The 13,112-nt window shown below is 69.4% G+C and carries 11 protein-coding genes; 5 read left to right on the top strand and 6 right to left on the bottom strand.

The genetic code is table 11. The features are described 5' to 3' along the window. Nucleotides 1-174 precede the first annotated feature (174 nt). Nucleotides 175-1,857, bottom strand: a complete 1,683-nt coding sequence (locus tag ACZ7D7_RS21025) for a YibE/F family protein (protein ID WP_470826078.1) — start codon at nt 1,855-1,857, stop codon at nt 175-177. A gap of 254 nt (nt 1,858-2,111) precedes the next feature. Here ACZ7D7_RS21025 and thiC point away from each other — a divergent pair, with 254 nt between their 5' ends. Next, nucleotides 2,112-3,920, top strand: a complete 1,809-nt coding sequence (thiC, locus tag ACZ7D7_RS21030; protein WP_470826079.1) for a phosphomethylpyrimidine synthase ThiC — start codon at nt 2,112-2,114, stop codon at nt 3,918-3,920. 51 nt (nt 3,921-3,971) lie between these two features. Here the strand turns inward: thiC and ACZ7D7_RS21035 are convergent, their stop codons facing one another. Next, entirely contained in the window at nt 3,972-4,400 is a 429-nt protein-coding gene (locus tag ACZ7D7_RS21035) for a YybH family protein (RefSeq protein WP_470826080.1), read from the bottom strand. Between the two features lie 114 nt (nt 4,401-4,514). Here ACZ7D7_RS21035 and ACZ7D7_RS21040 point away from each other — a divergent pair, with 114 nt between their 5' ends. Continuing rightward, nucleotides 4,515-4,877, top strand: coding sequence for a winged helix-turn-helix transcriptional regulator (locus ACZ7D7_RS21040; protein WP_470826081.1), 363 nt, complete (start codon nt 4,515-4,517; stop codon nt 4,875-4,877). A gap of 102 nt (nt 4,878-4,979) precedes the next feature. Here the strand turns inward: ACZ7D7_RS21040 and ACZ7D7_RS21045 are convergent, their stop codons facing one another. From ACZ7D7_RS21045 to ACZ7D7_RS21055, 3 genes are all read right to left on the bottom strand, one after another. Next, complete coding sequence (locus tag ACZ7D7_RS21045; protein WP_470826082.1) at nt 4,980-5,843, bottom strand: hypothetical protein; 864 nt, start codon at nt 5,841-5,843, stop codon at nt 4,980-4,982. 192 nt (nt 5,844-6,035) lie between these two features. Next, nucleotides 6,036-7,145 (bottom strand): metallophosphoesterase, encoded by a 1,110-nt coding sequence (locus ACZ7D7_RS21050; RefSeq protein ID WP_470826084.1) that lies wholly within the window; start codon nt 7,143-7,145, stop codon nt 6,036-6,038. A 190-nt stretch (nt 7,146-7,335) separates the two neighbouring features. Further along, nucleotides 7,336-8,448 (bottom strand): LacI family DNA-binding transcriptional regulator, encoded by a 1,113-nt coding sequence (locus ACZ7D7_RS21055; RefSeq protein ID WP_470826085.1) that lies wholly within the window; start codon nt 8,446-8,448, stop codon nt 7,336-7,338. A gap of 401 nt (nt 8,449-8,849) precedes the next feature. On the opposite strand from ACZ7D7_RS21055, the gene hisC reads away from it, so the two are divergent. Further along, on the top strand, nt 8,850-9,929 hold the full coding sequence (gene hisC / locus ACZ7D7_RS21060; RefSeq protein ID WP_470826086.1) for a histidinol-phosphate transaminase: 1,080 nt from the start codon (nt 8,850-8,852) through the stop codon (nt 9,927-9,929). A 37-nt stretch (nt 9,930-9,966) separates the two neighbouring features. On the opposite strand, the gene ACZ7D7_RS21065 is transcribed toward hisC, so the two are convergent. Further along, complete coding sequence (locus ACZ7D7_RS21065) at nt 9,967-10,377, bottom strand: cyclophilin-like fold protein (protein ID WP_470826087.1); 411 nt, start codon at nt 10,375-10,377, stop codon at nt 9,967-9,969. A gap of 199 nt (nt 10,378-10,576) precedes the next feature. Here ACZ7D7_RS21065 and ACZ7D7_RS21070 point away from each other — a divergent pair, with 199 nt between their 5' ends. Beyond that, nucleotides 10,577-12,085, top strand: coding sequence for a cytochrome ubiquinol oxidase subunit I (locus ACZ7D7_RS21070; protein WP_470826089.1), 1,509 nt, complete (start codon nt 10,577-10,579; stop codon nt 12,083-12,085). A gap of 20 nt (nt 12,086-12,105) precedes the next feature. Next, on the top strand, nt 12,106-13,110 hold the full coding sequence (gene cydB, locus ACZ7D7_RS21075; protein ID WP_470826090.1) for a cytochrome d ubiquinol oxidase subunit II: 1,005 nt from the start codon (nt 12,106-12,108) through the stop codon (nt 13,108-13,110). Nucleotides 13,111-13,112: the final 2 nt, after the last annotated feature.

Below are 13,112 nucleotides of genomic sequence, written 5' to 3' on the forward strand. Positions count from 1 at the left end.
ACCTGGTGTTGCTGTAACGCTTCAGCCGGGCGCCGGGGGGTATGCAGGAACGATTCGGCAAGGTGTCGTGCAGCCTGGGCGCTCACCGCGGTCACCCTGTTCACCGCGCTCGCCCCCTCCGGCCCCCGGCCCGCCCCTCGGGATCACAACAGCCGGGACGGCCGGGCCCGGCGCTCAGCGCTTGCGGCGTCGACCCCGCCCACCGCTGCGAGCCGCGGCCGGCGCCGAAGCGGCCGAGGCGGGACGCTCGCCCGCTCCCGTCCGGTCGGCCGAGACCACCAGGGCGGCGAGACCCGTGGTGACCGGCACCGAGGCGACCAGGCCGATCGAGCCGACCAGCGTGCGCACGATCTCCTCCGCCACCAACTCGCTGTTGGCGACCGTCCCCACGCTGCTCTGCGCGATGGAGAACAGCAGCAGCAGCGGCAGCGCGGCGCCCGCGTAGGCGAGGACGAGCGTGTTGACGACGGACGCGATGTGGTCCCGTCCGATGCGGATGCCCGCGCGGTACAGCCCGCGTCGGCCCATCGACGGGTTGGCCTCGTGCAGCTCCCAGACCGCCGACGTCTGCGTGACCGTCACGTCGTCCAGGACACCGAGCGAACCGATGATGACGCCGGCGAGCAGCAGACCGCTCATGTCGATCGTCGGATAGAGGCCGTGGATGAGGCCGGTGTTGTCGTCGGTGTTGCCGGTGAGTGCCGCCCAGCCGATGAACAGCGAGCCGAGGACGCCGATGATCAGCAGTGAGATGAGAGTGCCGAGCACCGCGACCGATGTCCGGGCCGACAGGCCGTGGCACAGGTACAGCGCGATCAGCATGATGACGCTCGACCCGACCACGGCAACGGCCAGCGGGTTCGAGCCCTGCAGAATCGCGGGCAGGACGAAGAAGTTGAGCACCAGGAAGCTGATGGCCAGCGAGACCAGGGCCATGACCCCGCGCAGCCGGCCGACGGCGACGACGGCCAGGGCGAAGATCCCGGCGAGCAGCGCCATCGGGAACCTGCGATTGACGTCGGTGACCGAATACTGCAGGTCCTTCGGGGCGGAGGGCTCGTAGGCGACCACGACCGACTGGCCCTGCTCCAACTGCCGGGACTGGTCCGGCTGCACGATCTCGATGAACGTACGGCCCTTGTCCTTGCCCGAGTCGATGCGGATCGTCGCCTTCTTGCAGGTGCCGGTCGCCTGCTGTTGGGCGGAGGAGCCCTCGGCCGTGGAGGTGTCGCCGGTCGGCGTGCCCGCAGAGGCGTTGACGGACTCGCAGCTCACCTCGTCCACCTTGGTGACCGTGGCCTGCTGCGTCTGCCGGTCGAAGCCGACACCGGTGCGCTCGTGCGACGGGGCGCCTCCGGGCCAGAGCACCGCGAGCCCGACGACCACCGCTGCCGCGAAGGGGATGAGGACGGCCGCGATGACCTTGCGCAGGTGCTGGGAGACGGGGGCGGCGGGGCCGTGGGCGTGGCTGTGCCCGTGCCCGTGGCCGTTTCCGTCACCGCCGGAGCCGGAACCGGAACCCGACCCGTGACTGTTGCCGTCACCGCCGCCTGGGCCATTTCCCCCGGGGCCGTGACCTCCGGGGCCGTGCCCCCCGGGTCCGTGTCCCCCGGGTCCGCGTCCGTTCCCTCCGCGTCCGGGTCCATTGCCCCCCGGTCCGCGTCCGCCCGAGCCCTGCCCACTGCCGGGGCCCTGCCCGCTCCCCGGGCCCGGCCCGTCGCCCGGCCCGTACCCGCCGCCAGGGCCCTGTCCGTGACCCCCCGAACCGTGGCCCCGGCCGTGATGGTGTCCCTGGCCGACGCCGGTGCCGCGCGGAGGCTCGGACGGTGGGTACGGAGGATGCTGCATCGTGGTCACCGACCGATCATCGCAAGAACGGAAGGTGCCCCCTGTTCACCGCGCCCGAATTGACGCTAGCGTGGAGGCACCTTTTGTACACGCGGGAGCTCGGAGCACCGGGCTGAGAGGGCGCTGACCTCCGTCCCAGCGATGTTTCACGGGAAACATCACCGAAGCCGAGTGATGTTTCCCACGGAACGTCGGCAGACGGATACCGCTGCGTCGACCGCCGAACCTGTTACCGGGTAATGCCGGCGTAGGGAGTAGGTCTCATGACCAACCAGGACGCACGCACGCCTGCCTCCGCGCAGATTCAGGCCGATGCTTCGGCCGAGGGATCGAGCAACACGGAGGCCGGGAAGTCCATCGGCTGGCACAAGGCGTATGTCGGGGGCTCGCGCCCCGATCTGCGGGTGCCGGTCCGTCAGGTGCACCTCACCAACGGGCAGTCGGTGACGCTGTACGACACCTCCGGCCCGTACACCGATCCGCACGTCGACACCGATGTCCGCCGCGGGCTGCCTCCGCTGCGGGAGAACTGGATCGTCGCCCGCGGCGACACGGAGGAGTACGCGGGCCGTCCCGTCCGCCCCGAGGACGACGGGATCAAGCACACCTCACCGCGCGGGGGGCTGCGCAACCTGGACGCCGTCTTCCCCGGCCGTCCCCGGCAGCCGCGCCGCGGCCGTGACGGTCAGGCGGTCACACAGCTCGCGTACGCGCGCCGCGGTGAGGTCACGCCCGAGATGGAGTACGTGGCCATCCGGGAGGACGTTTCGCCCGAGGTGGTGCGCGAGGAGATCGCGGCCGGCCGGGCGGTCCTGCCGGCCAACGTGAACCACCCGGAGATCGAGCCGATGATCATCGGCAAGCGGTTCCTGGTGAAGGTCAACGCGAACATCGGCAACTCGGCGGTGACGTCCTCCATCGAGGAGGAGGTCGAGAAGATGACATGGGCGACCCGTTGGGGCGCCGACACGGTCATGGACCTCTCCACCGGCCGCAACATCCACACCACCCGCGAGTGGGTGCTGCGCAACTCCCCCGTCCCGATCGGCACGGTGCCGCTCTACCAGGCACTGGAGAAGGTCGACGGCAGGGCCGAGGAACTGACCTGGGAGATCTACAAGGACACGGTCATCGAGCAGGCCGAGCAGGGCGTGGACTACATGACGGTCCACGCGGGGGTGCGTCTGGCGTATGTGCCGCTGACGGCGAATCGCAAGACCGGCATCGTCTCGCGCGGCGGCTCGATCATGGCCGCGTGGTGCCTGGCGCACCACAAGGAATCGTTCCTCTACGAGAACTTCGAGGAACTCTGCGAGATCCTCGCCGCGTACGACGTCACGTACTCCCTCGGCGACGGTCTCCGGCCGGGCTCCATCGCGGACGCCAACGACGAGGCCCAGTTCGCGGAACTGCGCACGCTCGGGGAACTCAACCGGATCGCGAAGCGTTTCAACGTACAGACCATGATCGAGGGCCCGGGACACGTCCCGATGCACAAGATCAAGGAGAACATCGACCTTCAGCAGGAGATCTGCGATGAAGCTCCGTTCTATACGCTCGGCCCGCTGACCACGGACGTCGCCCCGGCGTACGACCACATCACCTCCGGCATCGGCGCGGCGATGATCGCCTGGTGGGGCACCGCGATGCTCTGCTACGTGACGCCCAAGGAGCACCTGGGCCTCCCCAACCGTGACGACGTCAAGACAGGCGTCATCACCTACAAGATCGCGGCGCACGCGGCCGACCTGGCCAAGGGCCACCCCGGCGCGCAGGAGTGGGACGACGCGTTGTCCGACGCGCGTTTCGAGTTCCGGTGGGAGGACCAGTTCAACCTGGCCCTCGACCCTGACACGGCACGCGAGTTCCACGACGAGACCCTGCCGGCCGAGCCCGCCAAGACCGCCCACTTCTGCTCGATGTGCGGGCCGAAGTTCTGCTCGATGAAGATCTCGCAGGACATCCGGCGCGAACACGGCGGCAGCCGGGCCGAGATCGAGGAGGGCATGGCTCAGAAGTCGAAGGAGTTCGCCGCCAGCGGGAACCGGGTGTATCTCCCACTGGCCGACTGAGGACCACGGCCCGGCTCATCACGGTGAGTGCCTGCGCCTCGTGGGAGGTGCTCACCGTGAGCCGGGGTCCGGCGCCTGGCCGGGACGGCTTGCCACGCCGAACGGGTTGTCGATCAGGTAACGCCAGTACCCGTCCGGTCCTCGGCGGGCCACGTCCGTGGCGGTGCCCTCGATGTGGACCCGGTCGCCGTGGGCAGCGATGCCGTCGATCACGAAGTCGACGATCAGCAGGGCCACGTCGCCGACGACATAGGTGTGCCGCGGCGTCACCCGGATCGGGACCCGCAGTCGCTGGAAGTCGGCGTTGGCCCGAAGCCGGGCCGCCCCGGTGACCAGGTGACCGGGCGTGGGCACGAAGCCGGCGTCGGGCTCGTAGACCTGGTCCAGGGTCGCCGCGTCGAAGGTGTTGAAGGCTTCGGCGAAAACGTGGGGATGGTCGGTGGCGCTGCTCGCCAGCCGCACACTGGAGGAATGCGTCATGCCGCAAGCGAACAGTCCGTGGGCGTGGGTCACCAAACGGAAACCCACACGTGGGACGCCGAGTTGGTGCCCAGCGCGCGCGGTCGTACGGACCGGCCGGAGGGAGGCTGCCCGGTGGAGGTCGCCCTCGCGGCGGTCTCCGGCCGCTGGACCACCCTGCTGCTGCGCGAGCTGATGGGAGGGCCGTACGGCTTCACGGAGTTGCGCACACGGTTTCCCGAGCTGTCGGCGAAGGTGCTGAGCGAGCGGCTCCGCACCTTGCAGGAGAGAGGCCTGGTGATCGCCGAGCGCCACCGTGGCTTTCCCGTGCGCACGCGGTACGACCTGACGGATGCCGGCCGGGCCCTGCGACCGCTGCTGATCGAGCTGTACGCGACCGGCGAGGAACTCCTGCGGCTGACCGCTCCTGACGCCCCGGACGAAGGAGGTCACGGCCGCGGGCGACCGGGTGGAGCCGCCGGTCGTGGACTGACGTGACCGGGGCCGTGCGCGGTGTGCTTCGTGCACGGGGTGGCCCCGTGACCGGCCCGAACGGTGTCGGGCGCGGAGACGGGACCCGGTGGGGCGCGTACCGTCCGGTCACTCCGGCTGGTGGTCCGGGCCTCCGAAGTCCGGGCTCGTGTAGTCCGGACTGGAGAAGCGCGGTCGGCGGCCGGTGCCGCCGTCGCCGGGGCTGCTGAACCCGGGCCGGTCGTAGCCGAGATGAGGCATGCGGCTGGTCGGCGCGGGCGACGGGGTGCCGCGCAGGGCGGTCGTCGTGCTCGGGTCGGCGAGGGCCTCCTGGAGGAACGGCAGTATGCCGCGCTCCAGCAGGGCCTCGCGCCAGGCGTCCCGGGCCTTGGTCACTTCCGCGTCCTGCGCGCCGTACAGAACGGCGTCGTCCGACGGCCTGTTGCGCAGGGCCGTGAGCAGCAGGCCCGCGCCGGCGATGAGGATCGCGATCGCGGTCACGGCGCCGAACACCCATCCGGTGGTGAGCATCGTCTGGGCGAACGCCGGCTCGGGGGTGAGCATCTTCAGGACGTACCCGACGAGCAGGAAGATCGCGGCGGCGGTGCCCGCGAGGACGGGTGCCAGGACCGCGACGACGGCGACGGCCCCCGCACCGGCGGTCTCGGCGACCTCCCCCATGGTGGTGGCGAGCCCCACGCCGGCCGGGCCCGACTCGGTGGAGTCGTTCTCGCGGACGGGCGACGGGCCGGGCGCCGGACGGCGCAGTTCCTCGCGAGTTCTGACGTAGTGCTGGTACTCGGTCGCCGCGGCCGCCGTGATGAACGCGGTGGCGCCCAGCGCCATGGTGCGCAGCTGTTCGGGATTGAGCCGCTGTCCCACAGCGGCCAGTTCCGGGCGGTGTGGTGCGGAGCGCAGCGCCTCGTCGAGGAGCCGCTCGTACTCCTGGCGGTCCTCGCTCAGCAGGTGCTGCGGAACGCTGTTCATGTGCATCCCCCGATGCTCCGTAGGGCTTGGGGCTCGCATGCCAACGAGCCGTCGGGCAGAAACGGAGGGGAGCCTGCTACGGATAAGCCGATGGTAGAGCGGTGACGGCGCGCGGTGACAGGGGGTTTCCAGAAATTGGGCCCTGGCCTGCGCGGCCGTCACGCCGGTCCGGGTGCCGGACATGTGCCCGGCGAATACTCAGACGTTCAGGGGAAGTTGCTGGACCAGCAGCTTTCCGGCCATGGTCACGCCGCCGTCCATCGCGATGGCGAGCCCGTCGGCGTAGACGTGCGGTCCGTCGACGACCGGGCCCGTGTTGTCCTCGCCGTCCTCGGAGCCGACTTCGCCGAGCAGGTAGGGAATGGGGCTGTGGCCGTGAACGACGCGGGTGCCGCCGTACGTATCGAGCAGGGAGCGAACGGCGTCGGAGCCGCCTTCGTCGCGGAAGGAGAAGCGCTTGGTGAACTTGCGGAACAGGTCCCACACCTCGTCCGCGTCGTTGCGCGTGATCGTCTCGCGGACGGTGTCGTTGACCTCCTCGATGGAGGCGCCGTAGTCGAGGTACGCGGTGGTGTCGGAGTGCACGAGCAGGTGCCCGTCGACCTCCTCCATGGCGTCGAGCCGGGCCATCCACTGCAAGTGGTGGTCCTGGAGGCGGTCCATGTCGGTCTTCTGGCCGCCGTTGAGCAGCCAGGCCGCCTGGAAGGTGGCGGTGCCCGCGCCGGAGTTGACGGGAGTGTCGCCGAACCGCTTGGCGCCGAGCAGCAGCAGCTCGTGGTTGCCCATCAGCGCCTTGCAGTAGCCGCCGGCCGCGGCGGCCTCGGCGGACAGGCGCATCACGAGGTCGATGACGCCGATGCCGTCCGGGCCGCGGTCGGTGAAGTCGCCGAGGAACCACAGCCGGGTGGTGCCGGCGCACCAGTGACCGGCGGCGTCGATGAGGCCCTTGTGCTGGAGCGCCGCCACGAGTTCGTCGAGGTAGCCGTGCACGTCGCCGACGACGAACAGCGGACCGGGGCCGTCCGCGGGCTGCGGGGCAGGCGCGGGCGCGGGCACGGCCTCGGGGTCGACGACCACCTGGACGGTGTCACCCCGGTTGATGACGGGCAGGTCGCGCTGGGTGGGCGTGTACGAGTCCGGGAGGTCCACCGGCTCCTCGACGGAGCCGGTGAACGGCACGGGCTGCGCGCCGCGGACGTACGAAGCGGGCTCGTGGACGTACGCAGGCACCCGGAAGTCGCGCAGCGTCGCCGTCCGCTCCACCTCGGGTCCCTGACCGGCCCCCTGAGTCATCGACCCCTCCACCATCGCGCCGCATCTGCACCGCTTCGGACTGCCTGGTCGCAGCGGCCCGCGGTGTCGTGGGCCCATCATAGGAATGCGGATCGCGCCATGTGATGACCCAGGGGTGGTGAATCGGAGCGAGACTCCAGTTCACCGCGGCTTTCGCCCCGATTGGGCCGGGGTTCGACCACCCGTGACCGGCGGCGATGCGGCGCTACTTCTCCTCGGGCGACCGCGGCGGGCTGACGGTCGTGCGCGGCGAACGTCGCTGGGACGAGGTACGCACGATCAACTCGGTCGGTATCACCTGCTCGACCGGCTGGTCCGACTCGAGCCCTTCGATGGCGTCGATGAGCAGTTGGACCACCGCGGTGCCGATGCGGCGCGGCTTGAGGGAGAGCGTGGTGATGGGCGGGTCGGTGTTGGCGTACACGGCGGACTCGCTGCAGCAGACCAGCAGCAGGTCGTCCGGGACGCGCAGTCCGTAGCGGCGCGCGGCGGCGAGGAGATCGGTGCCGTTCGGGTCGAACAGTCCGTAGACGGCGTCGGGCCGGTCGGGGCGGGCGAGCAGCCGGTCGGCGGCCATGGCGCCCGCGCACGGGTCGTGCGCCGGGTAGGCCTCGTAGACGGGGTCCTGGCCGACGCGTTCGCACCAGCGCAGGTAGGCGGTCGTGGAGAGGTGGGTGTACGTGTCGGTCGTGGTGCCGGTGAGCAGGCCGATGCGGCGTGCTCCGGCTTCGGCGAGGTGGTCGAGGATGCCGAGGACCGCGGCCTCGTGGTCGTTGTCCACCCAGGCGGTGACCGGCAGTGAGCCGGCCGGGCGGCCGTCGGACACGACCGGTAAGCCCTGGCGGACGAGTTCGCTGACCACCGGGTCCTGGTCGGAGGGGTCGATGACGACCGTGCCGTCCAGGGCGACGTTCGACCACACGTCGTGGCGTGACGTCGCCGGGAGGATGACCAGTGCGTATCCGCGGGCGAGCGCGGCGGACGTGGCCGCGCGGGCCATCTCGGCGAAGTAGGCGAATTCTGTGAAGGTGAAAGGTTCATCCCCGTACGTGGTCACGGTCAGGCCGATGAGGCCCGACTTGCCGGTACGGAGTGTTCTGGCGGCGGCCGAGGGGCGGTAGCCCAGTCGATCGGCGACCTCACGGACGTGGCGGCGGGTGGCGTCCGGGAGCCGGCCCTTGCCGTTGAGGGCGTCGGAGACGGTTGTGATGGAGACTCCGGCGGCGGCGGCGACGTCCCTGATGCCCGCCCGACCCGGCCGGCTGCCTCGACGAGAGGTTTCCGCGCGGCTCACCTGGTGCTTCCCTGCTGCTGTCATGGCGAGCCGATAGTAGGGCTCTTGCGGTGGGGTAGTGCGGACGCATATGCACTCACTTAGAGGCACGTTTCTGCATGATCATAGTGGGTCAACTGCCTTAGAAACCAAGTCAGTTGTGCGATTTGATGCCGATACCTGACTTGCTGGCGTGCACAGGCCTGCACAGTCCCCGATGTTGCGAAGAGGTCTCAACTCACCTTCACGGGTGATGCGCGCCACGGCGCGAACTACCGGCGCATAGATATATGTGTAGCGCGCCCCCCGGTTCGTACGCCTTCGGTCGGTGTTGCCCCTGATGCCGCCTCCGGTCGGCAGGAGCCCGGTCCGGGCCTATACGCAGCGGCGCCGAATCCTCATAAGGTGAGCAGTATTGAATGCCGGTGGTCATGAGGAGGACTGCGGTGAGCGAGACGAGCCCCAAGCTGCGCGCCGAGCTGGAGGGTATCCCCACCTACAAGCCGGGCAGGCCGGCCGCCGCGGGTGGCCCGGTGGCCTACAAGCTGTCCTCCAACGAGAACCCTTATCCGCCGCTGCCGGGTGTGCTGGAGAGCGTCACGGCGGCCGCCGGGACCTTCAACCGCTACCCGGACATGGCCTGCACGGGCCTGATGAACGAGCTGTCCGAGCGGTTCGGGGTGCCCGCCTCCCACCTGGCCACCGGAACCGGCTCGGTCGGGGTCGCGCAGCAGCTGCTCCAGGCGACGTCGGGACCGGGCGACGAGGTGATCTACGCCTGGCGGTCGTTCGAGGCGTACCCGATCATCACGCAGGTCAGCGGTGCCACCTCGGTGCAGGTGCCGCTGACGCCGGGCGACGTGCACGACCTGGACGCGATGGCGGACGCCGTCACCGACCGGACCCGGCTGATCTTCGTGTGCAATCCCAACAACCCGACGGGCACGGTGGTGCGGCGGGCGGAGCTGGAACGCTTCCTCGACCGGGTTCCCGGTGACGTCCTTGTGGTGCTCGACGAGGCCTACCGCGAGTTCATCCGTGACGCCGAGGTGCCCGACGGCGTGGAGATCTACCGTGACCGGCCCAACGTCTGCGTGCTGCGGACGTTCTCGAAGGCGTACGGCCTGGCAGGGCTGCGGGTCGGCTTCGCCATCGCCCACGAGCCAGTGGCCGCCGCGCTGCGCAAGACGGCGGTGCCCTTCGGCGTGAGTCAGCTGGCGCAGGAGGCCGCGATCGCCTCCCTGCGCGCCGAGGACGAACTGCTCGGCCGGGTGGGCTCGCTGGTGTGCGAGCGCACGCGCGTGGTCGACGCGCTGCGGTCCCAGGGCTGGACGGTGCCGGAGACCCAGGCCAACTTCGTGTGGCTGCGGCTGGGGGAGCGCACCGTCGACTTCGCGGCGGCGTGCGAGCGGGCGGGCGTCGTCGTCCGGCCGTTCCCCGGCGAGGGTGTGCGGGTGACGATCGGCGAGAACGAGGCCAACGACGTCTTCCTGAAGGTGACGGAGGCGTTCCGCAAGGAGCTGTGAGGTGTACGGCCGCGGGGCGTGGGCGTCTGAGGGCGCGCTACGCCCCGGTCGTGTTTTCCACCCGCACGGGATCCCCGGGGCGCACCGTCGCCAGCAGACGAGGGTCACCGTCGAGGCGCCCCAGCACGTTGCACGGGCTCGCGAGGCGGCATTCCTCGCCCCGTGAGATCGGCGTGGGCCCGTAGGGGAGTGCGAGGGCGTCGCCGTCGGTCCAGAAGGCGACCGTGCCGGGCTCGACGACCTCCCGGGCGCCGGTTTCACGTGGAACGGTGATGCCGGCGTCGAAGTAGACCTCCTCGCCCCAGGTGGAGGCGGTGGAGGAGAGCGGCAGTGCGGCGGCGAGGGCCCGGGTGGTCGGGGTGTCGTGGAGGGTCGCGGTGAGGTGCCCCGCGGGCCAGGAGATGCGTATCCGTGTCGGCTGCGTGGGCGTGGTCGGCTGTGTCCGCATGCGCGGATTCAACAATATGTTGAAGTTGTTGCCAAGGGGTTGACGCGAAAGCGACCCCCCTTCCGGAGTTCGAATGTGGGTGCGTCATAATTGCTTGTGAATGTGAACGCGTTCACAAGCGTGTCCCGGTTGCTCCCTTCTGGGTGTGACGTAACGGACAACCTGCCTGTGTCCACGGCGATGTAAGGAGAGCGGCGACGTGGAATTGGCTTTGGCGCCCGAGACGTTGGCGCGTTGGCAGTTCGGCATCACGACCGTCTACCACTTCCTGTTCGTCCCCCTGACGATCTCCCTCGCCGCCCTGACGGCCGGCCTGGAGACCGCCTGGGTGCGGACCGGCAAGGAGAAGTACCTCAGGGCGACCAAGTTCTGGGGCAAGCTCTTCCTGATCAACATCGCGATGGGCGTGGTCACCGGCATCGTGCAGGAGTTCCAGTTCGGCATGAACTGGTCCGACTACTCGCGGTTCGTCGGTGACGTCTTCGGCGCCCCCCTCGCCTTCGAGGCCCTGATCGCGTTCTTCTTCGAGTCCACCTTCATCGGCCTGTGGATCTTCGGCTGGGACAAGCTGCCCAAGAAGATCCACGTCGCCTGCATGTGGATGGTCTCGATCGGGACGATCCTCTCGGCGTACTTCATCCTCGCCGCCAACTCCTGGATGCAGCACCCGGTCGGCTACCGGATCAACGAGGCCAGGGGCCGGGCCGAACTCACCGACTTCTGGCTGGTTCTGACCCAGAACACCGCGCTCGCCCAGGCCTTCCACACCCTCTCCGCCGCCTTCCTCACCGGCGGGGCCTTCATGGTCGGCATCTCGGCCTTCCACCTCGTACGCAAGAAGCACATACGCGACATGAAGATGTCGTTGCGGCTCGGCCTGGTCACCCTGGTGGTCGGCGGCTCGCTCACCGCGATCAGCGGTGACGTCCTCGGCAAGATCATGTACGAGCAGCAGCCGATGAAGATGGCGGCGGCCGAGGCCCTGTGGGACGGCGAGGCACCGGCGCCCTTCTCGGTCTTCGCCTACGGCGATGTCGAGAAGGGCCACAACAAGGTCGCCCTGGAGATCCCGGGCCTGCTGTCCTTCCTGGCCAAGGACGACTTCAGCTCGTACCTCCCGGGCATCAACGACGTCAACAAGGCCGAGCAGGAGAAGTACGGGCCCGGCGACTACCGGCCCAACATCCCCGTCGCCTACTGGGGCTTCCGGTGGATGATCGGCTTCGGGATGGCCTCCCTCACCGTGGGCCTGGCCGGACTCTGGCTGACCCGGAAGAAGTTCATGCTGCCGGGGCATCTGCGGGTCGGTGACGACGAGGTGCCGCACCTCGTCCTGTTCCGGAACAAGGCGCTCGGCCCGAAGCCCACCACCTGGTACTGGCGCATCGCGATCTGGACCATGGGCTTCCCGCTGATCGCCAACTCGTGGGGCTGGATCTTCACCGAGATGGGCCGCCAGCCGTGGGTCGTCTACGGCGTCCTGAAGACCCGCGACGCGGTCTCCCCCGGCGTCTCCCAGGCCGAGGTCCTCGCCTCGATGATCGTCTTCACCACGCTCTACGCGATCCTCGCCGTCGTCGAGGTCAAGCTGCTCGCCAAGTACGTCAAGGCGGGCCCGCCCGAACTCACCGAGGCCGACCTCAACCCGCCCACGAAGATCGGCGGCGACCACCGTGACGCCGACAAGCCGATGGCCTTCTCCTACTAGGCCGAGGGAGCCGCACAGTCATGGAACTGCACGACGTCTGGTTCGTCCTGATCGCCGTCCTGTGGACCGGCTACTTCTTCCTGGAGGGCTTCGACTTCGGGGTCGGCGTCCTCACCAAGCTGCTCGCCCGTAACCGGCCCGAGCGGCGGGTGCTGATCAACACCATCGGGCCGGTCTGGGACGGCAACGAGGTGTGGCTGCTCTCGGCCGGCGGCGCGACCTTCGCCGCCTTCCCCGAGTGGTACGCCACCCTCTTCTCCGGCTTCTACCTGCCCCTGCTGCTCATCCTGGTCTGCCTGATCGTCCGGGGCGTCGCCTTCGAGTACCGGGCGAAGCGGCCCGAGGAGACCTGGCAGCGCAACTGGGAGCACGCGATCTTCTGGACCTCGCTCCTCCCGGCGTTCCTGTGGGGCGTGGCGTTCGGCAACATCGTGCGCGGCGTGAAGATCGACCAGGACTTCGAGTACGTCGGCACCGTCGGGGACCTGCTCAACCCGTACGCGCTGCTCGGCGGGCTCGTGACGCTCACGCTGTTCACCTTCCACGGTGCTGTCTTCACCGCGCTCAAGACCGTCGGGGAGATCCGGGAGCGGGCGCGGAAGCTGGCGCTGCGCGTCGGCCTCGCCACGGCCGTGCTCGCGCTGGTCTTCCTGCTGTGGACCCAGGTCGAGGGCGGTGACGGCAAGAGCCTGGTCGCGTTCGTCGTGGCGGTCGCCGCGCTGCTCCTGGCGCTGGTGGCGAACCAGAAGGGCCGTGAAGGCTGGTCCTTCGCGCTGTCCGGGGTCACCATCGTGGCCGCGGTGGCGATGCTCTTCCTGACGCTCTTCCCGAACGTCATGCCGTCCTCGCTGAACGAGGACTGGGGACTGACCGTCACCAACGCCTCCTCCAGCCCCTACACGCTGAAGATCATGACCTGGTGCGCGGTGATCGCCACGCCGATCGTCCTGCTGTACCAGGGCTGGACCTACTGGGTGTTCCGCAAGCGGATCGGAACGCAGCACATCGCCGAACCCGCGCACTGAGG

The organism is Streptomyces sp. NPDC037054 (genome assembly GCF_055606745.1).